We start from the raw sequence: 22,682 nt of genomic DNA, 5'->3' as shown, positions 1-22,682 counted from the left end.
CCCTGCCTCCCGGCGCCGGTCGCTCATGCCGTCCACTGGTCGAAGGCCAGCTTCGCGACCAGCGAGAACACCACGACCAGCAGCACCCCGCGGACGAACCCGCTGCCCTTCCTGAGCGCCATCCGCGCCCCGATCAGCCCGCCGGCCAGGTTGAACACCGCCATCAACGCGGCCAGTTGCCACAGCACACTGCCCTGGTAGGCGAACATCGCCAGCGCCCCGCCATTGGTGAACACGTTGACGATCTTGGCGGTGGCGGACGCCGTCACCAGATCGAGGTGGAGCACCGCGGTGAGCGCCAGCACCAGGAACGTTCCGGTACCGGGGCCGAACAGCCCGTCGTAGAGACCGATGCCGCCGCCGACCAGCACGATCGCGGTGATGGTACGGCCCCGGGTGATCTCGCGCCGGACCCCCTCGTCCGTCGCCGCGCCGAACGAGGGCCTCAGCATCACGAACGCCGCGACCACCAGCAGCACCACCATGATCACGGGGCGCAGCACCGCGCTGCTGATCCCGGCCGCGAAGAACGCGCCGGTCATCGATCCGGCCAGCGCCGCAAGCCCGATCCGCAGGGCCGTCCCGACCTTCACCGGGGCCTTGCGCACGTACGTCACGGCGGCGCCCGACGTGCCGACGATCGCGACCGCCTTGTTCGTGCCGAGGACGTGCGCGGCCGGGACGTGCGGCAGGCCCAGCAGCAGAGCGGGCAGCAGGAGCAGTCCGCCGCCGCCTACCACCGCGTCGATCCAGCCCGCCGCGGCTGCGGCGAGGCAGAGGACAACCAGTGTGGTGAGTGCTATGTCGGGCATGATCGCGACCCTAAGGACGAGGTAGGTGCCCCGTCCAACCGCCTTGGCCGGATCGCGGGAAAGTTGAGCCAACTCTGAGGTTGCCGGACCTCCGGATCCCCAACGGCCTCCGCGGGGCCCCCGTTCGGGATCCGACCGGCCCGTTCTCCCCGCGTGCCCCGGTCGTACGCTGGGGTCCATGAGCCAGGGCTGGAACGCGAGCGACATCCCCGACCAGAGCGGCCGTACCGCCGTGATCACCGGGGCCAACAGCGGGATCGGGCTGATCACGGCACGGGAGCTGGCCCGGCACGGCGCGCGGGTGCTGCTCGCCTGCCGTGACGAGACGCGCGGCAAGGAGGCCGAGTCCCGGATCCGGACGGCCGTGACCGGCGCGGACGTGGAGTTCGTACCGCTCGATCTGGCCGATCTGGATTCCGTACGCGAGTTCGCCGCGGTCCGCGCGCCCGGCCGGATCGATCTGCTGATCAACAACGCGGGTGTGATGGCGCTGCCGTACGGGAAGACGGCCGACGGCTTCGAGAGGCAGTTCGGCGTCAACCATCTCGGGCACTTCGCCCTCACCGGGCTGCTGCTCCCGAAGCTTCTCGACACCCCGGGGGCGCGCGTGGTGAGCGTCTCCAGCGGGATGCACGCCCTGTCCAACATCGACATCGGGGATCTCAACAGCGAGCGGAACTACCGCCGTTGGATCGCCTACGGCCGCTCGAAGACCGCCAATCTGCTCTTCGTCCACGAGCTGGCACGGCGGCTGTCGGCGGCCGGTTCCGGGGTGGTGGCCGCCGCGGCGCACCCCGGATACGCGGCGACCAATCTGCAGACGGCGGGCGTCCGGATGGAGAGCCGCAAGGCGGCGGAGCGGGTGTTCGAGCTCGGCAACCGGATCATCGCCCAGCCCGCGTCGTCCGGAGCGCTGCCCACTCTGTACGCGGCCACCGCGCCCGGCGTACGCCCCGACTCGTTCACCGGGCCGAGGCTGCTGGGCTGGCGCGGTGCGCCCGCCCCGTCGTGGCGGGCGGGCTGGACGCTCGACGACGTGGCGAGCGAGCGGCTCTGGGTGGCGTCCGAGCAGCTCACGGCGGTGACGTATCCGGGCCTCGGGTCCTGAGACCCGGCGGCCCGCCGACCGCCGTCGGCCTCAGGCCTGCTGCCCCTCGACGGCTGCGGGGTCCATCCACATGACCTCCCAGATGTGGTGGTCCGGGTCCTGGAAGGAACGGCCGTACATGTGACCGAAGTCGATCGTCTCGTTGGCGGGCGATCCTCCGGAGGCCAGGGCGGTGTCGACCAGTTCGTCCACCTTCTCGCGGCTCTCCGCGCTCAGCGCGAGGATCACCTCGGTGGCCTTCGAGGCGTCGGCGACCTCCTTCTTGGTGAACTCCTTGAAGCGGGGCTCGGTGAGGAGCATGGCGAAGATGGTGTCGCTGATGACGAGACACGCGGTGTTCTCGTCGCTGAACTGCGGGTTGTACGAGAAGCCGAGCTTGCCGAAGAAGGCCTTGGTCGTCTCAAGGTCCTTGACCGGCAGGTTCACGAAGATCATCTGAGGCATGGCCGTTCCGTTCTCTCTGGTGTTCGAACGATGTACGACAGGTGGACGACGGGGCGGCACGGAACTCACAGAACTCATCGGTACCGGCGAGGAAATCTTCCGCCCCCGGATTCAGGACATGGCGAGCGGCGCGCCGCCCCGGAGCAGCGATCCGCCCAGCGGGGTCAGCGTATGCAGGACCGAGCTGCCGTGCCGCAGCGTGTGGATCAGGCCGGCCTCGCGCAGCACACGGGCGTGCTGGCTCGCCGAGGCGAGGGAGACTCCGGCCCGGCGGGCGAGTTCGCTGGTCGTGCAGCCGTTGCCGATGGCGCTCAGGACCGTGGAGCGGGTGTGCCCGAGGAGTCGGCCGAGCCAGGGCCCCGGTTCCGCGAAGACCGGGGCGCGGGAGTGGGTGACCGGGTAGACCAGGACCGGCGGGAGCCGCGGGTCGCGGAGGACGACCGGGGTGACCCGGCAGAAGAAGGACGGCTGGAGCAGCAGTCCCCGGCCGTCGAGGTGGAGCTCGCGGTCGACGGGGTAGTCCGCCTCCAGCACGGGGGCCCGCCAGCGGATCATGGGCGGGAGGGAGGCCAGCAGCTCTTCCGCCCCGCCGTCCAGGAGTGCGCGGCCGCGGACGGCGCGATCGGCCTCGACACTGGCCTGGATGTGCGGCCAGTACGGTTCGATCGCGGCGCGGTGGTAGCTGCGCAGGGCGCCGATGAGCCGGTCGAGCGACTCGACGCGCCTGTGGGGGACGCGGCCCGCCTCGCGGCGTTCGGCACTCAGCAGGGCGAGTTCGGCGCGGATCCGCCGGGGCGGGGTGTCACGGAGCGCCTCCATTCCGGCGCTGATGCCGTATGGCTCACCACTTTCCTGAGAAGGCGTCAGAAAGTCCGGGAAATAGCCGCGCGGTGGAATCACGGCGGCCAGCGCGCGTACTTCACCATTCAACCGGGGCCGGGTTTCCTTACGCCATTCCCCGAACACCGTGGAACCGCGGCGGTCCCTCAGCCGGTGGAAACTCAGAATGGTTTCCCACAGCACATCCGGCCGGGTGGCCATCCGCACCTTGGAAAGGTCCACCCCGGACATGTGGATACGCAGCACCGAACCCCCACCTGTTGCACCTGCAATTACCCCCACCCCAGGGTATGCGACCCATAACAGCACGTCACCACGGGGTTTCGGCCAGAGGTGAAACGTCTCGCCCACAGGTGCCATCACCCGAAAAGCTGTACGACGTCGGGTACGAATCCGGAGCCACCGGAAGAGCGAGTGAAGGCCGTGGGGGGTTTTGCTCGTTCGGCGGCGGTCGGCGACGGTGCGGCTCCGTGCCCGGCGGGGGTAAGCCGGGTGCGGTCCATGGATGGGGATCCACGGACCGCACCCCGGTCCGATACCGGCCCATGTCTTTGCATATTGAACGAACTTTGCGTATTGAACTGCGTGCGGGGGCGAAGAAAGGACACAACGCCGAACAACGCTTTTCCACAGAACAAAACGAGGCGGCGGCACCCCCGCACGGGGTGCCGCCGCCTTCGGTGGTTCCGGGGCCGCCGTCGGGTCGGTGAGGGTACGAGTGAGCCGACGGTGGCCCCGGGGCCGGGTGCGCCGGGTCAGCGGCTGTCGCTGCCCGTCGAGTCCGCCGCCGCCCGGCCCGCCTCCAGCCGGGCGACGGGGATGCGGAACGGCGAGCAGGACACGTAGTCCAGGCCCACCTCGTGGAAGAAGTGCACCGACTCCGGGTCGCCGCCGTGCTCGCCGCAGACGCCGAGCTTCAGGTCCGGGCGGGTGGCCCGGCCGGCCGCGACGGCGCTGCGGACCAGTGAGCCGACGCCGTCCTTGTCGATCGTCTCGAACGGCGACACCCCGAAGATGCCCTTCTCCAGGTACGCGGTGAAGAACGAGGCCTCCACGTCGTCACGGGAGAAGCCCCACACCGTCTGCGTGAGGTCGTTCGTGCCGAAGGAGAAGAACTGCGCGGCCTCGGCGATCTGAGCGGCGGTCAGCGCGGCACGCGGCAGCTCGATCATGGTGCCGATGGTCAGCTTCAGCCGGGTGCCGGTGGCGGCCTCGACCTGGGCGATGACCTGGTCGGCCTCCTCGCGGACGATCTCCAGCTCCTGGACCGTGCCGACGAGCGGAATCATGATCTCGGCGCGCGGGTCGCCCTTGGCGTTCTTGCGCTCGGCGGCGGCCTCGGCGATCGCCCGGACCTGCATGGCGAACAGGCCGGGGATGACGAGACCGAGACGGACGCCGCGCAGACCGAGCATCGGGTTCTGCTCGTGCAGCTTGTGGACGGCCTGGAGCAGTCGCAGGTCGTTCTCGTTGGCGTCCTTGCGGGACTCGGCGAGCGCGACACGTACCGAGAGCTCGGTGATGTCGGGCAGGAACTCGTGCAGCGGCGGGTCGAGCAGCCGTACGGTGACGGGCAGTCCGTCCATCGCCTCGAACAGCTCGATGAAGTCGGCCTTCTGGAGCGGCAGCAGCTCGTCCAGCGCGGTCTCGCGCTCGGCGTCGGTGTCCGCGAGGATCAGCTTCTCGACCATCTCGCGGCGCTCACCCAGGAACATGTGCTCGGTACGGCACAGGCCGATGCCCTGGGCGCCGAAGCGGCGGGCCCGCAGCGCGTCCTCGGCGTTGTCGGCGTTGGCCCGCACCCGCAGCCGGCGCACCCGGTCCGCGTACGCCATGATCCGGTGCACGGCGGCGACCAGCTCGTCGGCGTCGTCGGCGCCCGCGTGCATCCGGCCCTCGAAGTACTCGACGACCGGGGACGGCACGACGGGGACCTCACCGAGGTACACCTTGCCGGTGGAACCGTCGATGGAGACGACGTCCCCCTCCTCGATGACCCGGCCGCCCACCGTCATCCGGCGGCGCTTGGTGTCGACTTCGAGGTCCTCGGCGCCGCAGACACAGGTCTTGCCCATGCCGCGGGCGACGACGGCGGCATGCGAGGTCTTGCCGCCGCGCGAGGTCAGGATGCCCTCGGCCGCGATCATGCCGTCGAGGTCGTCGGGGTTGGTCTCGCGGCGGATGAGAATGACCTTCTCGCCGGAGCGGGACCACTTCACCGCGGTGTACGAGTCGAAGACGGCCTTGCCGACCGCGGCGCCCGGCGAGGCGGCGATGCCCCGGCCCAGCAGCTCGGTGGCGGCTTCGTCGTCGAAGCGCGGGAACATCAGCTGCGCCAGCTGCGCCCCGTTGACCCGCTGGAGCGCCTCGGCCTCGTCGATCAGCCCCTGGTCGACGAGCTGGGTGGCGATCCGGAAGGCGGCACCGGCGGTGCGCTTGCCGACCCGGGTCTGGAGCATCCAGAGCCGGCCGCGCTCGATGGTGAACTCGATGTCGCACAGGTCCTTGTAGTGCGTTTCGAGGGTCTCCATGATCTGCATCAGCTGGTCGTACGACCTCTTGTCGATCGACTCCAGCTCGGCGAGCGGCACGGTGTTGCGGATGCCGGCGACGACGTCCTCGCCCTGCGCGTTCTGCAGGTAGTCGCCGTAGACGCCCTGGTGTCCGCTGGCCGGATCGCGGGTGAACGCGACGCCCGTACCGGAGTCCGGGCCGAGGTTGCCGAAGACCATCGAACAGATGTTGACGGCCGTGCCGAGGTCGCCGGGGATGCGCTCCTGGCGGCGGTAGAGCTTGGCCCGGTCGGTGTTCCACGAGTCGAAGACGGCCTTTATGGCCAGGTCCATCTGCTCGCGCGGGTCCTGCGGGAAGTCCCGTCCGGCGTCCCGCGAGACGATCTTCTTGAACTGCTTGACCAGCTTCTTCAGGTCGGCCGCGTCGAGGTCCACGTCGACCGTGACGCCCTTGGCCTCCTTCGCCGCCTCCAGCGCCTCCTCGAAGAGGTCGCCGTCGACACCGAGGACGGTCTTGCCGAACATCTGGATGAGACGGCGGTAGGAGTCCCAGGCGAACCGCTCGTCACCGGCCTGGGCGGTGAGACCGGCCACGGACTCGTCGGAGAGGCCGATGTTGAGGACCGTGTCCATCATGCCGGGCATCGAGAACTTCGCGCCGGAGCGGACCGAGACCAGCAGCGGATCGTCCGCCTGGCCGAGCTTCTTGCCCATCCGGGCCTCAAGGGCTTCGAGATGCGCGCTGACCTCGGCTCGCAGCTCCGTCGGCTCCTCACCACTGTCGAGGTAGACCTTGCACGCCTCGGTGGTGATCGTGAAGCCCGGAGGAACGGGGAGCCCGAGATTGGTCATCTCGGCGAGGTTGGCACCCTTCCCGCCGAGCAGGTCCTTCAGATCCTTGTTGCCCTCGGTGAAGTCGTAGACGAACTTCTGGCCCTGGGGCTCCCGGGATTCCGGGGTGGATACGTGGGGATCTTTGTTTTCCGACACGGGTCTCGACTCCTCGAGGACGCGGTGGCTGCCCTGACGGCGAGGAACATACCCAGATCGAAGGTGCCTGGGTACGTCCACTTGCGCGTCATAAGGCCTCAACCACCCGTCCGCCAGCAGATCGAAAGTAATGGGACCTGTCCCTCGATCGAGGGACTGCATTCACTTCTTGAACAAAAAAGCACTCGGTGCGACGAAAGATCCCACATTGATCACACAACGCAATGGAAGTATCGATCGATCAAAGTGAGGCCAGCTTGGCACCGAGTGCCATCATTTGAGAAGTGCAGCCCTCGAATTTGCGCTCATCTGAGCGACTCGACTCTCAGGGTGGTGAGAATCACTCTACGATCGACGCCCAGATGTCACCATCCGGACGCATGTACGGCGACCACCGGTCACCGAGTGATCATCAGGAGGTAGCTCAACGTGAGTGAGTCCGGCGCACAGTACCCAACACAGACCCATCCGGGCCGCCACCCGGGTCGATATCGCCGAATCTGATTGAATATTGCGCTCAGATGAGCGGAGTGGTAAAGCGGCACGCGGTGCCTCTGGCGCCAGTGTCTCCTGAAGGGCCCCGAGGGGCCCGAGAGCCCGGAAGGCCCCGAAGGGTCCGGAAAGGCCTGAGGGGCCCGACCGTGCCTCGATCGGGCCCCTCACAGGCCGCCTCGCAGTCCCCTCGGGCCCCTCAGGCTCCTGGCGCGCCTCTTCAGCCCCCCGAGGTGTCCAGCTCCGCGTCCGCGCTCACTCCCGCGCAGTCGTACGGGTCCTTCAGCCAGCCGTCCGGCAGCACGACCCGGTTGTTGCCCGAGGTGCGCCCGCGCGGCCCGTCCGCGCCGTCCGGCCACGGCTGGTCCAGGTCCAGCTCCCGCAGCTGCCCGCCCAGCTCGTCCAGCGACGAGGTGATCGCCAGCTTCTTGCGCATCTCGGAGCCGACTGAGAAGCCCTTGAGGTACCAGGCGACATGCTTGCGGAAGTCGATCACGCCGCGGGTCTCGTCACCGATCCACTCCCCCAGCAGCGTCGCGTGCCGCAGCATGACGTCGGCGACCTCGCGCAGAGCCGGCGCCCGCCGCGTCTGCGTACCCTCGAACGCGCTCACCAGGTCACCGAAGAGCCAGGGGCGGCCCAGGCAGCCGCGCCCCACGACCACTCCGTCGCAGCCTGTCTCGCGCATCATCCGACGGGCGTCGTCCGCGCTCCAGATGTCGCCGTTGCCGAGGACGGGGATCTCCGGGACGTGCTCCTTGAGCCGGGCGATGGCGTCCCAGTCAGCAGTGCCGCCGTAGTGCTGCGCGGCTGTCCTGCCGTGCAGGGCGACGGCCGTGACGCCTTCCTCCACGGCGATCCGGCCGGCGTCGAGGTAGGTGGTGTGGTCGTCGTCGATGCCCTTGCGCATCTTGATGGTGACCGGCAGCCCGCCCGCGTTGGAGACCGCCTCGTTGAGGATCGCGCGCAGCAGGGGCCGCTTGTACGGGAGCGCCGAGCCGCCGCCCTTGCGGGTCACCTTGGGGACCGGGCAGCCGAAGTTCAGGTCGATGTGGTCGGCGAGGTTCTCGTCGACGATCATGCGGACCGCCTTGCCGACCGTGACCGGGTCCACTCCGTACAGCTGGATCGAGCGCGGGGTCTCGCTCGCGTCGAAGTGGATGAGCTGCATGGTCTTCTCGTTGCGCTCGACCAGCGCGCGCGTGGTGATCATCTCGCTGACGAACAGCCCCTTGCCGCCGGAGAACTCCCGGCACAGGGTGCGGAACGGTGCGTTGGTGATGCCGGCCATGGGCGCGAGCACCACCGGCGGCTGCACCGTGTGCGGGCCGATCCGGAGCAGCGGGGGCGAGGGGGCGAGCGTGGTCATTGCTCCATTGTCGCGTACCGCGCGGAGCGGTCCGCCAGCAGAGTTCGTTAGTTAACCGTACTATCCATGTATGCCCGAGCTGAGCCCCCGCCGACGGCAGCTGGTACTGGCGATCTGCTGCATGAGCCTGCTGATCGTCAGCCTCGACAACACCGTCCTCAATGTCGCCCTGCCGTCCATGCAGAAGGAACTGCACGCCACTGTGGCGGGCATGCAGTGGACGATCGACGCCTACACCCTCGTCCTCGCGTCGCTGCTGATGCTCGCGGGCTCCACCGCCGACCGGATCGGGCGCCGGAAGATCTTCAAGATCGGCCTCGTCCTCTTCACCCTCGGCTCGGTCCTCTGCTCCCTGGCGCCGAACCTGGAGTCGCTGGTGGCGTTCCGGATGGTGCAGGCGGTGGGCGGCTCGATGCTGAATCCCGTCGCGATGTCGATCATCACCAACACCTTCACCGACCCGCGCGAGCGGGCCCGCGCCATCGGGGTGTGGGGCGGTGTCGTCGGCATCTCCATGGCGGCGGGCCCGGTGGTCGGCGGTCTGCTGGTGGATTCGGTCGGCTGGCGGTCGATCTTCTGGATCAATCTGCCGGTCGGTCTCGTCGCGCTGCTGCTCACCTGGCGGTACGTCCCTGAGTCGCGGGCCCCGAAACCGCGCCGTCCCGACCCCGTGGGACAGCTGCTGGTGATCGCGCTGCTCGGTTCACTGACGTACGCGATCATCGAGGCGCCCTCGGCGGGCTGGGCCTCGCCGCGCATCCTGACGTTCGCCGTGCTCGCCGCCTGCGCGGTCGTCGGGCTCCTGCTGTACGAGCCCAGGCGCGCCGAGCCCCTCATCGATCTGCGGTTCTTCCACAGCGCCCCGTTCAGCGGGGCCACCGCCATAGCGGTCTGCGCGTTCGCCGCGCTGAGCGGGTTCCTCTTCCTCAACACGCTGTATCTGCAGAACGTGCGCGGTCTGAGCGCGCTGCACGCCGGTCTGTACATGCTCCCGATGGCGGCCCTGACCTTTGTCTGCGCACCCCTGTCCGGACGGCTGGTCGGCAGTCGGGGGCCTCGGCTGCCGCTGCTCGTCGCGGGAGTGACCATGACGGCGTGCGGGCTGTTGTTCGCCGCGTTCGACGCGGAGACGGACAACGCCCTGCTGTTCACCGGCTATGTGCTGTTCGGCCTCGGCTTCGGCATGGTGAACGCCCCGATCACCAACACGGCCGTCTCCGGGATGCCCCGCTCGCAGGCCGGTGTGGCGGCGGCGGTCGCCTCGACCAGCCGGCAGGTCGGCGGAACGCTCGGGGTCGCCGTGATCGGTGCGGTGCTGGCGGCCGGTGTGGCCGGTACCGGGTCCCCGCGGGGCGCCGCGTACGCGACGGCGTTCGTGGACGCGAGCAAGCCCGCCTGGTGGGTCCTCACGGGGTGCGGGGTGTGCGTCCTGCTGGTGGGGGCGCTGACCAGCGGGCGCTGGGCACGGGAGACGGCACGTCGGACCGCGGAGCGGCTGGAGACGTCGGCCGATGTCCCGGTCGGGGATCAGGCTTCGGCGAACTCCAGGGCCTGAAGGCGCCGCAGCCGCTGCGCGGTCTCGTCGTCGGCGGGGGTGTACGTCACCATGCGGGGCCCGGACGAGGGGCCGAGCCACAGGTCGGTGTGATCGAGGCGGAGCAGTCCTACGTGGGCGTTGCGGAAGATTTTGGTCCGGCCGCCGGGGCCCACCACCTCGTGCCGCGCCCAGAGCTCGCGGAACTCCGGCGAGGCCGCCTCAAGCCGGCCGAGGAGCGCCTTCCACGCGGGCTCGGCCAGATGTCCGGCCATCGACCTGCGGAACTTGGCGGCCATGACCCGGTTCATCTCGGGGAGATCCACGACGGCGGCGCGCCACTCCGGGTTGGTGTAGGAGAGGATCATGCAGTTGCGGTCGTCGGGGTCGACGGCGTCCAGGTCGCAGAGCAGCCGCCCGTAGGTCCGGTTGTACGCGAGGATGTCGTACCGGCTGTTCTGGATGCAGGCCGGAATGGGGTCCAGCCAGCGCAGCATCTCGCGCAGCGCCGGGGTGATGCTCGGGCAGTCCGCGCCGGGCGACGGGTCGACGGCGCCGGCGAGCGAGAAGAGGTGGCCGCGCTCGGTGCGGTCGAGCAGCAGGGCACGGGCGAGTGCGTCGAGGACCTGGGGCGAGACCTGGATGTCGCGGGCCTGCTCCAGCCAGGTGTACCAGGTGACGCCGACGGTGGAGAGCTGGGCGACCTCCTCACGGCGCAGGCCGGGGGTCCGCCGCCGCGGACCGCGGGGCAGACCGACCTGCTCAGGGGTGATCCGCTCGCGGCGGCTGCGCAGGAAGTCCGCGAGTTCGTGCCGCCGGACATCGGGCTCGGAGGGCTCGAAGGGCTCGGGCCGCTGGGGAACCGGCGCTCCGGACACCACGCGTACGTAGGGCGACTCGCTCGCCATGGTCGTCATACCTCCAGCGTGCCGAACGGCCCGGCGCTCTGCCAGGTGCTGCTTGTACCAGGATAAAGACACTCTGGTACCAGGCTGGGATAGCGATGATTCTCGATGGCGTGAGTGAATCAACTGTACGGACGGAAGTATCCGCCGCCACCGCCCGAGTGGTGCGGCACGACCACCCCACTCCGGTGCTCGGCACACTCGGGCTGTTCACCGTGCTGCTGGGCGCGGCACTGCCGCTGATCGACTTCTTCATCGTGAATGTCGCCCTGCCGACGATCGACCACGATCTGGACGCGGGCCCCGCGCTGCTCGAACTGGTCGTCGCGGGCTACGGACTCGCCTATGCCGTGCTGCTCGTACTCGGCGGTCGGCTCGGCGACATGGCCGGACGGCGCCGGCTCTTCCTGCTGGGAATCGCCGCCTTCGGCATCACCTCGCTCGCCTGCGGGCTCGCCCCGGACGCCTGGACACTCGTCGGGGCGCGGGTGGCACAGGGCGCGGCGGCGGCGCTGATGCTGCCGCAGGTGCTCGCCACCATTCAGGCGGCCACGTCCGGACATCGGCGGGCGAAGGCGTTGAGCCTGTACGGGGCAACGGCCGGGCTCTCCATGGTCGCGGGCCAGATCCTCGGCGGTGTGCTCGTCGCCGCCGCCCCGCTGTCGTCGGTGTTCGGCGAGAGCGCGGGCTGGCGTTCGGTGTTCCTGGTGAACGTTCCGGTGGCGGCGGTGGGGCTGGTGCTGGCCGCCCGCGCCGTGCCGGAGACCCGCTCCGACAGGCCCGCGCCGATCGACGTACCGGGCACACTGCTGCTGACCGTGTCGCTGCTGACGCTGCTGGCTCCGCTGACGGAGGGGCGCGCCGCGGGCTGGCCGGTGTGGACCTGGGTCTCGCTGACCCTGTTCCCGTTCGCCGCGTACGCCTTCTACCGGGTCGAGCAGCGGGCCGACCGGCTCGGGCAGACCCCTCTGGTGCCGCCGAGCCTGCTGCGGCTGGAGTCGCTGCGGCGCGGACTGGCGCTGGTGGTGCCGTTCTCGATCGGTTTCGGCGGCTTCATGTTCGTGATCGCGGTGGCGCTGCAGCAGGGGCTGAAGCTCGGCCCGGCGGCCGCGGGTCTGTCGATGGCCCCGATGGCGGTGGCCTTCTTCGCGGCGTCTCTGGCGGGTCCACGACTGATCCTGCGGTACGGCAGCCGGGTCGTGACGGCGGGCGGGATGATCCAGGCGGTGGGCGTACTGGTGCTCGCGTTCACCGTGTGGCAGCGGTGGTCGGGCCTCGGCGTGCTGGGGCTGATGCCGGGGGTCGCGATCGCGGGGTTCGGACAGGGGCTGCAGCTGCCCGTCCTGTTCCGCATCGTGCTCTCCGACGTACCGGCCGCGCGAGCCGGTGTGGGCGGCGGGGTGATGACGACCACTCAGCAGGCCGCGCTGGCCCTGGGCGTGGCCACGCTCGGCACACTGTTCCTCTCCCTGGTCCCGGGCTCCGGGATACGGGACGCGCTGGCCGTGACGCTGCTGGTGCAGCTGGCCGCGGTGGTGCTGACGACGCTGCTGAGCCTGCGGCTGCCGCGCACAGTGGCGTGAGCACGCGGGGGTGCGGACACGGGCGGGGGCCCGGATCACTTCTGGTGATCCGGGCCCCCGGTCGTACGGATGATGAGGAGGTGTCAGCTCTGTGCCGGGGTGTCCTGCCCGGACGCGCTCGGCTGCGCGGAGCCGTCCGACGACGGCCCGGTCTGCGCGGCGGACTCGGCCGGCGCCAAGGCCGGTCCCGACTGCGCGCGCTCACGCATCTTGCGCAGCAGCTCCTGCTTCTGGTCGGCAGCGGTCTTGCGGTCGGCATTGCGCGCAGGGCCTGCGCCCTGCTGCTCGGCGCGGGACAGCTTCTTGCGCTGTCCGCCCACACCGAGGAGGTTGTTGCGGCTCTTGGCCACGGCGTTCTCCCATTCGTGGTGAGAAGTGAGGTGTCTGAAGCGACCTGGAATCGATCCGATGGGCGGCGGGTAGCTCAACCCGCCGCGCGCTCACTCGTAGATCTGGAAGAACGAATACATGCCGGAACCGTACCCCGGCCGGACCGGGCCGGGCACCCGATTTCCCGCGCGCCCCGGCAGGGCCCCGCCGTCACGGCCGGGTTCACCGGCGTGCCGGACCCGCTGCCGCGCGGCCCGTACGTGCGACGGGGCCCCGCGGTGACGCTTCCGCGCACAACGGCCCCGCACACCACGGCAGTGGGCGCGGGCGGTCCGCTCAGAGGCCGCCCGACAGGCTCTCAGGCGGCCGGGTCGACCGTCGCCTGATGGGCCTCGGCGAGATGTTCCCCGGCCTTGAGCCAGGGCAGGAACTGCACCCCCTTGCGCCAGCCGCAGGTGTCGCAGCTCAACTGCCGCTGCATCCCCGACTTCGTCACGTGGACGACGTGTTCACGGCCGTGCTGATCCCATCTGCTGACCTTGCTCGTGGTCATGGACGGCATCGGAGCCTCCTGTGGACGCGTGGGCGCGCGGACGCGACGCTCGGCGTGGACAGTGTGCAACGAAGCCCCCGGTTCCGTACGGGGAACCGGGGGCTTCGTCGTCGAACCGTGGTGCGTCAGCAGCCCAGCAGCCGGGCACCGAGGTAGGCCTGGATCTGGTCCAGGGAGACGCGCTCCTGCTTCATGGTGTCGCGCTCGCGCACGGTGACCGCGTTGTCGTCGAGCGTGTCGAAGTCGACGGTGACGCAGAACGGCGTACCGATCTCGTCCTGACGGCGGTAGCGGCGGCCGATGGCACCCGCGTCATCGAACTCGATGTTCCAGTTTTTCCGCAGGTCGGTGGCGAGCCCCTTGGCCTTCGGCGACAGCTGCGGGTTGCGGGACAGCGGCAGGACGGCGACCTTGACCGGCGCGAGGCGCGGGTCGAGACGCATCACGGTGCGCTTCTCCATGACGCCCTTGGCGTTGGGCGCCTCGTCCTCGATGTACGCGTCGAGGAGGAAGGCGAGCATCGCGCGGCCGACACCGGCCGCCGGCTCGATGACGTAGGGGGTCCAGCGCTCGCCGGCCTCCTGGTCGAAGAAGGAGAGGTCCGTGCCCGAGGCCTTGGAGTGCGCCTTGAGGTCGTAGTCCGTGCGGTTGGCGACACCCTCCAGCTCGCCCCACTCGCTGCCGCCGAAGCGGAAGCGGTACTCGATGTCCGCGGTGCGCTTGGAGTAGTGGGAGAGCTTCTCCTTCGGGTGCTCGTACCAGCGCATGTTCTCCTCGCGCATGCCCAGGTCCGTGTACCAGTTCCAGCGCTGGTCCATCCAGTACTGCTGCCACTCCTCGTCCTCGCCCGGCTTGACGAAGAACTCCATCTCCATCTGCTCGAACTCGCGGGTGCGGAAGATGAAGTTGCCCGGAGTGATCTCGTTCCGGAAGGACTTGCCCATCTGGGCGATACCGAACGGCGGCTTCTTGCGCGAGGTCTGCTGCACCTGGCCGAAGTTGGTGAAGATGCCCTGCGCGGTCTCGGGACGCAGATAGGCGACCGAGCCGGAGTCCTGGGTCGGGCCGAGGTGGGTGGAGAGCAGACCCGAGAACTGCTTGGGCTCGGTGAAGGTGCCCTTGTTGCCGCAGTTGGGGCAGTTGAGCTCGGCCAGGCCGTTCACGGGCGCGTGGCCGTGCTTCTCCTCGTACGCCTCCTCCAGGTGGTCGGCGCGGAAGCGCTTGTGGCAGGAGGTGCACTCGGTCAGCGGGTCGGTGAACGTGGCGACGTGGCCGGAGGCCACCCACACCTCGGGGGCCAGGATGACCGACGAGTCGAGACCGACCACGTCCTCGCGCGAGGTGACCATGTAGCGCCACCACTGGCGCTTGAGGTTCTCCTTCATCTCCACGCCCAGCGGCCCGTAGTCCCAGGCGGCGCGCTGGCCACCGTAGATCTCACTGCAGGGATAGACGAAGCCACGGCGCTTGCTCAGGCTGACGATGGAGTCGATCTTGTCGGCGGCCACGGTGCTCTCTTCATTACGACGACGAAACTGGACAGGGGTGGCGCGAAGCGCCTCGTGGGGGGGGTGGGGTCGGGAGACGGGCGGGCGAATGCTTCAGATTACCGGCGGGCACGCCCCTTCGATCAAATCGGTATCGGCACGGACGGCCGAGCGGTCATCCCATCAGGCTTGTTGACAATCGTTTCCAGTTTTGTTGAAAATGACTGTCATGAACGTAAGCCGCCTCATACCCACCGCCGCCGTTGCCGGAGCAGCCGTCCTCGGCCTCACGGCACTCACCGCCTGCTCCGGCTCGAACGCCGCCGATCACAAGAACGGCGACAAACTGAACGTGGTGGCCTCGTTCTATCCGATGCAGTTCCTGGCCGAGCAGATCGGCGGGAAGCACGTCTCCGTCACCACGCTGACCAAGCCGGGCGTCGAGCCGCACGATCTGGAGCTCACCCCGCGGCAGATCGGCGGACTCGGTGACGCCGACTACGTCCTGTACCTCAAGGGCATCCAGCCCGCCGTCGACGACGCCATCAAGCAGTCCGGCGCGAAGGACGTCGTCGACGCCTCGAAGCTCACCGTGCTGGAGGACCACGGCACCGAGACCGGAGCCGACGAACACGGTCATGAGCACCACGGTGACGAGGCCGGAGCCGACCCCCACATCTGGCTGGACCCCGTGAAGTACGCCGAGGTCGCCAAGGGCGTCGGGAAGTCGCTGGAGAAGACCGACCCGGACCACGCCGCGGACTACCGCAAGAACACGGACACGCTGGTCACCAAGCTCGACGGCCTGAACACCGCGTACGCGAACGGGCTGAAGAACACCGCGACCAAGACCTTCATCACCACCCACTCCGCCTTCGGCTACCTCGCCGAGCGCTACGGTCTGACCCAGGAGGGCATCGCCGGCATCGACCCCGAGGCCGAGCCCAGCCCCGCCCGGATCAGCGAGATCCACGCCATCGCGAAGAAGAACAAGGTCAGCACCGTATTCTTCGAGACGCTCGCCAGCGACAAGACCGCGAAGACCCTCGCCAAGGACACCGGGCTGAGGACCGACGTCCTGGACCCGCTGGAGGGAATCACCGACAAGTCCAAGGGCGCTGACTACTTCGAGGTCATGCAGTCCAACCTCGCCGCCCTGCAGAAGGCGCTCGGCGCGAAGTGATCCACGCAACACCAGCCACAGCAGCATCGGAGGCACTCATGCCCGAGTCCGGGAGCACCGCGACGGAGCCCGTCATAGCCCTGCGGGGCGCCACGGCCGCACTCGGCGCGCGTGTGGTGCTGCGCGGCATCGACCTGACCGTCCACCGCGGCGAGGTCGTCGCCCTGCTCGGCGCCAACGGCTCGGGCAAGTCGACCGCCGTGCGCTCCGTCATCGGCCAGGTCCCGCTCACCGGTGGGTCCGTCGAGCTGTTCGGCACCCCGCTGCGCCGCTTTCGTACCTGGGCGCGTGTCGGTTACGTCCCCCAGCGCACCACGGCGGCCGGCGGCGTCCCCGCCACGATCCGTGAGGTCGTCTCCTCCGGGCGGCTCTCCCGTACGAAGCTGGGGCTGCTGCGCAAGGCCGACCGGGCCGCCGTCGACCGGGCCATCGAACTCGTCGGCCTCGCCGACCGGGCCAAGGACTCGGTGGACGCGCTCTCCGGCGGACAGCACCAGAGGGTGCTGATTGCCCGGGCGCTGGCCGCCGAACCGGAGCTGCTGATCATGGACGAGCCGATGGCCGGCGTCGACCTGGCCAGCCAGGAGATCCTCGCGGCGACGCTCCGTGAACAGGTCGCGGCCGGCACCACGGTGCTGCTCGTCCTGCACGAGCTCGGCCCGCTGGAACCGCTCATCGACCGCGCGATCGTGCTGCGCGACGGCTGTGTGATGCACGACGGGCCGCCCCCGAAGGCGCTGGGCCAGCACGCCCTGCCCGGACACGACCATGTACACCCCCACGCGGCCTCCGAGCCCGTCCGGACGGGACTGCTGAGCTGATCATGGAATTCCTCGACCCTCCGTTCATGCAGCGGGCCCTGCTCGCCGCCGTACTCGTCGGCGTCATCGCCCCCGCCGTCGGCATCTACCTCGTCCAGCGCCGCCAGGCCCTGATGGGCGACGGCATCGGTCATATCGCGATGACCGGTGTCGGCCTCGGCTTCCTGCTCTCCACCAGCCCGGTGTGGATGGCCACGGCGGTCGCCGTCGTCGGCGCCGTCGCGATGGAGCTGATCCGCTGGTACGGGCGCACCCGCGGCGACATCGCGCTCGCCATGCTGTTCTACGGCGGCATGGCGGGCGGTGTCCTGCTGATCAACCTCTCCGACACCGGCTCCAACGCCAACCTCACCTCGTACCTCTTCGGCTCCCTGTCCACGGTCTCGACCGAGGACATCACCGCGATCTGTCTGCTGGCCGCCTTCGTGCTGCTGGTGACGCTGGGGCTGCGCAGGCAGCTCTTCGCCGTCAGCCAGGACGAGGAGTTCGCCCGGGTCACCGGCCTGCCGGTGCGGGCGCTGAACCTGCTGGTCGCCGTGACGGCGGCGGTGACCGTCACCGTGGCGATGCGGGTCGTCGGGCTGCTGCTGGTCAGCGCGCTGATGGTGGTGCCGGTGGCGGCGGCGCAGCAGATCTCCAGGTCCTTCAAGCTGACGTTCGTGCTGTCGGTCGTCATCGGTACGGCGGTGACCCTGGCGGGCACCGTGACCTCGTACTACCAGGACGTCCCGCCCGGCGCGACGATCGTGCTGCTGGCCATCGTGGTCTTCGTCGGCCTGACGCTGCTCGCGACCCCGCTGGCCAGAAGGCGCGCCCGGCAGAACGAAGCGGCGTCCGGGGAGTGCACTCTTGAGGTACCGGCCTCCCGTTCGGCCACGGACGAACTCCGGGTTTGACCGTGACGCCCGGGCGGGCTGGCACAATGGCCCGACACAAGTACGGGCGACACGAGGAGGCTGCTGTGGCGATGGCGCCGATCAGTGGAACGAACGCGGCCCCGGTACGCGGCCGGTCGACCCGGCAGCGGGCGGCGGTGGCGGCGGCGCTCGACGAGGTGGACGAGTTCCGCAGCGCCCAGGAGCTGCACGATGTGCTCAAGCACCGCGGTGACTCGGTCGGGCTGACCACCGTCTACCGCACCCTTCAGTCCCTCGCCGACGCGGGCGAGGTCGATGTCCTGCGCACCACGGACGGCGAGTCCGTGTACCGGCGCTGCTCGACCGGGGACCACCACCACCACCTGGTGTGCCGGATGTGCGGCAAGGCCGTGGAGGTCGAGGGACCCGCGGTGGAGCAGTGGGCGGAGACGATCGCCGCGCAGCACGGCTATGTGAACGTGGCGCACACGGTGGAGATCTTCGGAACGTGCGCGGAGTGCGCGAGCGCGAAGGCCTGACGACGGCCCGGGGGCGGCGCCCCCGGGCCCGCGTTCCGCGCCCGCCGGAGAATCCCGGGCGCCGAGCAGGCCCGCTCAGAGCCTGCGCAGGTGGCGGTCGAGTACCGCGCGCAGCCGGTCGAGCTCGCCCGGCTCGCGCAGCCCCCGCTTGGGCAGCAGGGTGAGGCCGGTCGCCTGCTTGTCGTCGCTGAGCAGCACGAAGAGTTCCGGAGTCTCCCGGTAGCAGGGCATGACCGACCAGCGGACGGTCATGGTGCTCTGCTCCGTGACGATCCGTATGCCCGTCTCGTACACCTGCGCCCGGCACGCCCCCTGCCGCGCGGCGAACCTGTGCAGCTGCCGACTCGTGAGCCGGAGCGCCAGCGGATACGCCACGACGACGACCATGGCCAACGCTCCGAGCGCCGGCCACAGGACGTCCCCGTCGAGGACGGTCATGACTCCCGTCAACACGGCCAGAACCGCCAGGGTGACCGTCAGCGCACGTTGTCTGCGACCGGCCGCGCTGACCTCCGCGCGGGCTTTCAGCGCGCCCGTGAAGTCGGCCCTGACCGGCTCGTACGCAAGCTCGACCACGATCTCTTCCCCGGCCACGGCTTCCGCCCCGCCCCACCCCTCGTCCTTCATGGGACGGAAGCCTAGCGGCAGGGTCAGACAGCCGGCTCGGCGGTGCCCGCTTCCACCGCGCCGCCGAACCGCCGGTCCCGCTGGGCGTACTCCAGGCAGGCCCGCCACAGGTCGCGGCGGTCGAAGTCCGGCCACAGCACGTCCTGGAAGACCATTTCGGCGTAGGCGCTCTGCCAGATCAGGTAGTTGGACGTGCGCTGCTCACCACTGGGGCGGACGAAGAGGTCGACGTCCGGCATGTCCGGGTAGTAGATGTACTTCGCGAACGTCTTCTCGTTGACCTTCGACGGGTCCAGCTTCCCGGCCGCGACGTCCTGCGCGATGCGCTGCGCGGCGTCGGCGATCTCGGCCCGGCCGCCGTAGTTGACGCAGAAGTACAGCGTCATCTTGTCGTTGTCCTTCGTCTGCTCCTGGGCGACCTGGAGCTCCTGGACGACAGACTTCCACAGCTTGGGCATGCGTCCCACCCAGCGGATGCGGATGCCCAGTTCATCCATCTCGTCACGGCGGCGGCGGATGACGTCCCGGTTGAAGTTCATCAGGAACTTCACTTCCTCCGGGGACCGCTTCCAGTTCTCGGTGGAGAACGCGTACAGCGAGAGGTTCTTGACGCCCATCTCGATGCAGCCCTTGAGGACGTCCATGACGACGCCCTCGCCGACCTTGTGGCCCTCGGTGCGCGGGAGGCCGCGTTCCTTGGCCCAGCGGCCGTTGCCGTCCATCACGACGGCGATGTGCTTGGGCACCAGCTCGCCGGGGATCTTGGGGGGCGTGGCTCCGGAGGGGTGCGGCTCCGGCGTCTTGTAGTCGTGCCGGTTACGGCCGCCGAGCATCCCGCGAACTGCCATGAACTGTCTCGCTCCCTCTGCCTGATCTGCCTGTGTCACTTCTCTACGTACCGCAGTGAGCGCAGTCCGCGCTCCAGATGCCAGTGCAGATACGCGGACACCAGTCCGCTCCCCTCCCTGGCATGACGCGCCTCGCACGCGTCCACTGTCTCCCAGTCGCCGGTGAGCAGCGCGCTCAACAGGGTGACGGCCTCAGCCGAGGGTACGACGCTGCCGGGTACCCGGCAGTCGCCGCATATGACGCCGCCCGCCGCGACGGAGAAGAAACGGTTCGGTCCGGGCATTCCGCACTTCGCGCAGTCCTCGAAGCTGGGTGCGTAGCCGTTGACGGCGAGCGAACGCAGCAGGAACGCGTCGAGGATGAGATGCGGCTCGTGCTCGCCGCGGGCGAGGGTGCGCAGCCCCCCGACGAGCAGCAGGTACTGCTGGACCGCGGGCTCGCCCTCGTGGTCGGTGAACCGCTCGGCGGTCTCCAGCATCGCGGTGCCCGCGGTGTAGCGGGCGTAATCGGTGACGATGCCGCCGCCGTACGGGGCGATCGTCTCGCTCTGGGTGCAGAGCGGCAGTCCCCGGCCGATCAGTTCGCTGCCCCGGGCGAAGAACTGCACGTCGACGTGGGAGAAGGGTTCCAGCCGTGCCCCGAACTTGGACTTCGTACGCCGCACCCCGCGCGCGACGGCCCGCACCCGGCCGTGGCCGCGGGTCAGGATCGTGATGATCCGGTCGGCCTCGCCCAGCTTCTGCGTGCGCAGCACCACGCCGTCGTCCCGGAACAAGCTCATGCGTCCATTGTCCGGCACGGAGACGGCTCGTCGGGCCCGCTCCCCGGGCCGGGGCCGGCTGGTGCTGCGGCCGGACCGCCGAGCAGGTAGCAACTTACCCGCGTGATGTGCAGCGCAGGACACTACGGGGCAGCCCTTAGATTCCGTCCGCCCCGCCCGCGGCCGGTACGACCAGCCCCGATTCGTACGCGACGATCACCAGCTGGGCCCGGTCGCGGGCGCCGAGCTTGCCCATGATCCGGCTGACATGGGTCTTCGCGGTGAGCGGGCTGAGGCCGAGGGTCTCGGCGATCTCCGCGTTGTTCAGCCCGCGCCCGACCAGGCAGAGCACCTGGCGCTCCCGTTCGGACAGGCGGTCCGGACCGCCCGGCGCTCCCGCGGGCGGGGTCCGGGGGCTGCGCAGCACCCGGGCGATGAGCCGGGCGGTCGGCCCCGGCGAGAGCAGGGACTCGCCCGCCGCCACGGTCCTGATCGCGGTCAGGAGTTCGGCGGGCCTGGTGTCCTTGACCAGGAAGCCGGAGGCGCCCGCGCGCAGTGCGTCGACGACGTGTTCATCGGTGTCGTACGTGGTCAGGACGAGCACTTTCACGCCGGCGAGCCGCTCGTCGGCGGCGATGCGGCGGGTCGCCTCGATGCCGTCGAGATCGGGCATCCGGATGTCCATGACGACGAGGTCGGGGCGGTGCTCGCGGGCCAGTTCGACGGCTTCGAGGCCGTTGCCCGCCTGGCCGACGACCTCCATGTCCCGGTCGGACCCGACGAGCATCGCGAACGCCGCCCGTACCAGGGCCTGGTCGTCGGCGAGCAGCACACGGATCATGGTGTGATCTCCCCCTCCTGGAACGGCAGCAGCGCCGAGACCTGGAAGCCGCCGCCCGGTCGGGGTCCCGCGTCCAGCGTGCCGCCGGTGCTGCGGGCCCGTTCCCGCATGCCCACGATGCCGAACCCGGGTGCGGAGCCGTCCTTCGGGGGAGCCGCGCCGTCGTCGGTGACGGTGACCCGCAGCGCGCTGCCGCCGTCCGGTGCCACGGCGACCCTGACCCGGACGCCGGTGCCTCCGTGCCGTACCGCGTTGGTCAGCGACTCCTGCACGATGCGGTACGCGGCCGCGCCGGTCGCCGGGGCGAGCCGGCCGGCCGGCTCGCGAACCGCGAGGTCGACCCGGGCTCCGGCCACCTCGGCGGCCCGTACGAGAGCGGGCAGCGACGCCAGATCGGGCAGCGGGCCCTCGGCGTCGTTCCGGTCGTGCGGGTCGGGCCGGACGTCGCGCAGCACCTCCAGCGTGGTGCGCAGTTCGGCCCTGGCCTCCCGGCAGGTGTCGGCGATGTCCTCCAGCGACGCGGCGATCGCACTCCGGTCGAGCCGGTCCGGGTCGACGGTCAGGATGTGCGAGGCGACCGAGGTCTGCACGCCGATGAGGGTGATGCTGTGGGCCAGCAGATCGTGCAGATCACGGGCGATCCGCAGCCGTTCCTCGGCGACCCGGCGCCGGGCCTCCTCCTCCCGGGTGCGTTCGGCGCGTTCGGCGCGATCCAGCACGGAGGCGACGTACTGGCGGTAGACGCGCATGTCGACGCCGCAGAACAGCACGGCGACGACCCAGCCGGAGATGCGCAGCAGCTCCAGGCCCCGATGGGCATTGATGGTGAGCACCACGGTCAGCACGACGGACAGGACGCCGATCCCGGTCAGTACCGTGCGCAGCGGCCGACCGGTCACCGCCACGGTGTAGAGCATGATCCACGTCTGCGGTACCGGCGCCGTGTGCGCGTTGTCGAGCGCGTGGTACGGGACGAGGAGCGAGATCATGGCGAGCAGTGCGAGCAGCGGGTTGCGCCGCCGCCAGACGATCGGCACCGCGCTCGCGAGCAGCAGCGTCCAGCCGAGCGCGTCGGGCGACCGGGCCGGGTCGGTGAGAAGCGCGAGTACGGCGCTGAGCGTCCCGGCGCCCCCTGCTACGAGGGCGTCGGTGCGCGTCTTGTGCGGCGCTTCCATGGGGTCGCGGTTGACGACGGCCATGATGCGTTCGTGTCGGCGCGTGGTTCGGGACACGCTGCCATCCTCC

Annotated in this window: 21 protein-coding genes; 7 read left to right on the top strand and 14 right to left on the bottom strand. The window is 69.8% G+C overall.

Annotation, left to right across the window (positions count from 1 at the left end; all coding sequences use genetic code 11):
* Positions 1-23: 23 nt before the first annotated feature.
* Entirely contained in the window at positions 24-812 is a 789-nt protein-coding gene (locus tag ABZ826_RS01345) for a TSUP family transporter (protein WP_361440365.1), read from the bottom strand.
* 178 nt (positions 813-990) lie between these two features.
* Here ABZ826_RS01345 and ABZ826_RS01340 point away from each other — a divergent pair, with 178 nt between their 5' ends.
* Positions 991-1,920: an oxidoreductase gene (locus tag ABZ826_RS01340; protein ID WP_361440362.1), complete on the top strand. Its 930-nt coding sequence runs from the start codon at positions 991-993 to the stop codon at positions 1,918-1,920.
* 30 nt (positions 1,921-1,950) lie between these two features.
* Here the strand turns inward: ABZ826_RS01340 and ABZ826_RS01335 are convergent, their stop codons facing one another.
* The 4 genes from ABZ826_RS01335 to dusB form a co-directional block, all read right to left on the bottom strand.
* Positions 1,951-2,364, bottom strand: coding sequence for a VOC family protein (locus tag ABZ826_RS01335; protein WP_361440359.1), 414 nt, complete (start codon positions 2,362-2,364; stop codon positions 1,951-1,953).
* Positions 2,365-2,475: 111 nt separating this feature from the next.
* The gene (locus tag ABZ826_RS01330) at positions 2,476-3,450 is read right to left on the bottom strand and encodes a winged helix-turn-helix domain-containing protein (RefSeq protein ID WP_361440356.1); all 975 of its coding nucleotides are present in this window, start codon (positions 3,448-3,450) and stop codon (positions 2,476-2,478) included.
* Positions 3,451-3,959: 509 nt separating this feature from the next.
* Positions 3,960-6,707 (bottom strand): pyruvate, phosphate dikinase, encoded by a 2,748-nt coding sequence (gene ppdK, locus ABZ826_RS01325; protein ID WP_361440353.1) that lies wholly within the window; start codon positions 6,705-6,707, stop codon positions 3,960-3,962.
* A gap of 712 nt (positions 6,708-7,419) precedes the next feature.
* Positions 7,420-8,568, bottom strand: coding sequence for a tRNA dihydrouridine synthase DusB (gene dusB, locus ABZ826_RS01320; protein ID WP_361440350.1), 1,149 nt, complete (start codon positions 8,566-8,568; stop codon positions 7,420-7,422).
* 70 nt (positions 8,569-8,638) lie between these two features.
* Between dusB and ABZ826_RS01315 the strand changes: the two genes are divergently transcribed.
* On the top strand, positions 8,639-10,123 hold the full coding sequence (locus tag ABZ826_RS01315) for an MFS transporter (protein ID WP_361440347.1): 1,485 nt from the start codon (positions 8,639-8,641) through the stop codon (positions 10,121-10,123).
* On the opposite strand, the gene ABZ826_RS01310 is transcribed toward ABZ826_RS01315, so the two are convergent.
* Entirely contained in the window at positions 10,096-11,019 is a 924-nt protein-coding gene (locus ABZ826_RS01310) for a helix-turn-helix transcriptional regulator (RefSeq protein ID WP_361440344.1), read from the bottom strand. The genes ABZ826_RS01315 and ABZ826_RS01310 overlap by 28 nt on opposite strands.
* Positions 11,020-11,120: 101 nt before the next feature.
* On the opposite strand from ABZ826_RS01310, the gene ABZ826_RS01305 reads away from it, so the two are divergent.
* The gene (locus tag ABZ826_RS01305) at positions 11,121-12,590 is read left to right on the top strand and encodes an MFS transporter (protein ID WP_361440341.1); all 1,470 of its coding nucleotides are present in this window, start codon (positions 11,121-11,123) and stop codon (positions 12,588-12,590) included.
* An 83-nt stretch (positions 12,591-12,673) separates the two neighbouring features.
* Here ABZ826_RS01305 and ABZ826_RS01300 read toward each other — a convergent pair whose 3' ends face one another.
* From ABZ826_RS01300 to ABZ826_RS01290, 3 genes are all read right to left on the bottom strand, one after another.
* Positions 12,674-12,940 carry a DUF6243 family protein gene (locus ABZ826_RS01300; protein ID WP_361440338.1) on the bottom strand — a complete coding sequence of 89 codons (267 nt, stop codon included), beginning with the start codon at positions 12,938-12,940 and terminating at the stop codon, positions 12,674-12,676.
* 338 nt (positions 12,941-13,278) lie between these two features.
* Positions 13,279-13,482: a hypothetical protein gene (locus tag ABZ826_RS01295; protein ID WP_361440335.1), complete on the bottom strand. Its 204-nt coding sequence runs from the start codon at positions 13,480-13,482 to the stop codon at positions 13,279-13,281.
* Between the two features lie 116 nt (positions 13,483-13,598).
* Positions 13,599-14,981, bottom strand: a complete 1,383-nt coding sequence (locus tag ABZ826_RS01290) for a glycine--tRNA ligase (protein WP_361440332.1) — start codon at positions 14,979-14,981, stop codon at positions 13,599-13,601.
* 208 nt (positions 14,982-15,189) lie between these two features.
* Between ABZ826_RS01290 and ABZ826_RS01285 the strand changes: the two genes are divergently transcribed.
* The 4 genes from ABZ826_RS01285 to ABZ826_RS01270 all read left to right on the top strand — a co-directional run bounded on the left by ABZ826_RS01285 (position 15,190) and on the right by ABZ826_RS01270 (position 18,360).
* Complete coding sequence (locus ABZ826_RS01285) at positions 15,190-16,143, top strand: metal ABC transporter substrate-binding protein (RefSeq protein ID WP_361440329.1); 954 nt, start codon at positions 15,190-15,192, stop codon at positions 16,141-16,143.
* A 38-nt stretch (positions 16,144-16,181) separates the two neighbouring features.
* The gene (locus ABZ826_RS01280; RefSeq protein WP_361440326.1) at positions 16,182-16,964 is read left to right on the top strand and encodes a metal ABC transporter ATP-binding protein; all 783 of its coding nucleotides are present in this window, start codon (positions 16,182-16,184) and stop codon (positions 16,962-16,964) included.
* A gap of 2 nt (positions 16,965-16,966) precedes the next feature.
* A complete protein-coding gene (locus tag ABZ826_RS01275; protein ID WP_361440323.1) occupies positions 16,967-17,860 on the top strand; it encodes a metal ABC transporter permease in 894 nt (297 codons plus the stop codon).
* A gap of 65 nt (positions 17,861-17,925) precedes the next feature.
* Positions 17,926-18,360: a Fur family transcriptional regulator gene (locus ABZ826_RS01270; RefSeq protein ID WP_361440320.1), complete on the top strand. Its 435-nt coding sequence runs from the start codon at positions 17,926-17,928 to the stop codon at positions 18,358-18,360.
* Positions 18,361-18,435: 75 nt separating this feature from the next.
* On the opposite strand, the gene ABZ826_RS01265 is transcribed toward ABZ826_RS01270, so the two are convergent.
* From ABZ826_RS01265 to ABZ826_RS01245, 5 genes are all read right to left on the bottom strand, one after another.
* Complete coding sequence (locus ABZ826_RS01265) at positions 18,436-18,987, bottom strand: YcxB family protein (RefSeq protein WP_361440317.1); 552 nt, start codon at positions 18,985-18,987, stop codon at positions 18,436-18,438.
* Between the two features lie 23 nt (positions 18,988-19,010).
* Positions 19,011-19,835, bottom strand: coding sequence for an isoprenyl transferase (locus ABZ826_RS01260; protein WP_361440314.1), 825 nt, complete (start codon positions 19,833-19,835; stop codon positions 19,011-19,013).
* A 35-nt stretch (positions 19,836-19,870) separates the two neighbouring features.
* Positions 19,871-20,617, bottom strand: coding sequence for a DNA repair protein RecO (gene recO, locus ABZ826_RS01255; protein ID WP_361440311.1), 747 nt, complete (start codon positions 20,615-20,617; stop codon positions 19,871-19,873).
* A gap of 136 nt (positions 20,618-20,753) precedes the next feature.
* Entirely contained in the window at positions 20,754-21,437 is a 684-nt protein-coding gene (locus ABZ826_RS01250) for a response regulator transcription factor (protein WP_361440308.1), read from the bottom strand.
* A complete protein-coding gene (locus ABZ826_RS01245; RefSeq protein ID WP_361440437.1) occupies positions 21,434-22,636 on the bottom strand; it encodes a histidine kinase in 1,203 nt (400 codons plus the stop codon). The genes ABZ826_RS01250 and ABZ826_RS01245 overlap by 4 nt, the downstream gene beginning before the upstream one ends.
* Positions 22,637-22,682: the final 46 nt, after the last annotated feature.

It is taken from the genome of Streptomyces sp. NPDC047515, assembly GCF_040643055.1.
Classification (GTDB): domain Bacteria; phylum Actinomycetota; class Actinomycetes; order Streptomycetales; family Streptomycetaceae; genus Streptomyces.
This window is presented reverse-complemented; position numbering and strand designations above follow the sequence as displayed.